The sequence below is a fragment of the Escherichia sp. MR genome, from assembly GCF_005280595.1.
GTDB lineage: Bacteria > Pseudomonadota > Gammaproteobacteria > Enterobacterales > Enterobacteriaceae > Escherichia > Escherichia ruysiae.
In genome coordinates this window covers 1-249 of record NZ_SZVK01000156.1, presented here as the reverse complement: position 1 = coordinate 249, position 249 = coordinate 1, and the positions used below count along the sequence as shown (strand labels likewise).

1 pseudogene is annotated in these 249 nt (G+C 56.2%); it reads right to left on the bottom strand.

Annotated features, from left to right (window positions below):
• A pseudogene (locus FC814_RS22720) lies at positions 1 to 249 on the bottom strand (amino acid deaminase); the annotation flags it as partial.

The window sequence follows — 249 nt, the reverse complement described above, 5'->3', positions numbered from 1 at the left end:
TCCCCCACTTGCACGTCGCTATTAGCTGACAGTTGCAACATGCAGTGCTGATCCATAATGCCTGTACTGCGAATCGCCTGTGGATCAAATGCCAGTGATTTGCCGTTGCGGTAGTGGGCGACTGGTTGCGGCAGTCCGGCGTCGAAGGCGCAATCACGCTTACCAAAATTTACCACCGCACGATCAGCTTCCGGCACCGATTGCACCATGGCGACCAGTTCCAGCGCAGATGTGAGATCGCCTGCCAGA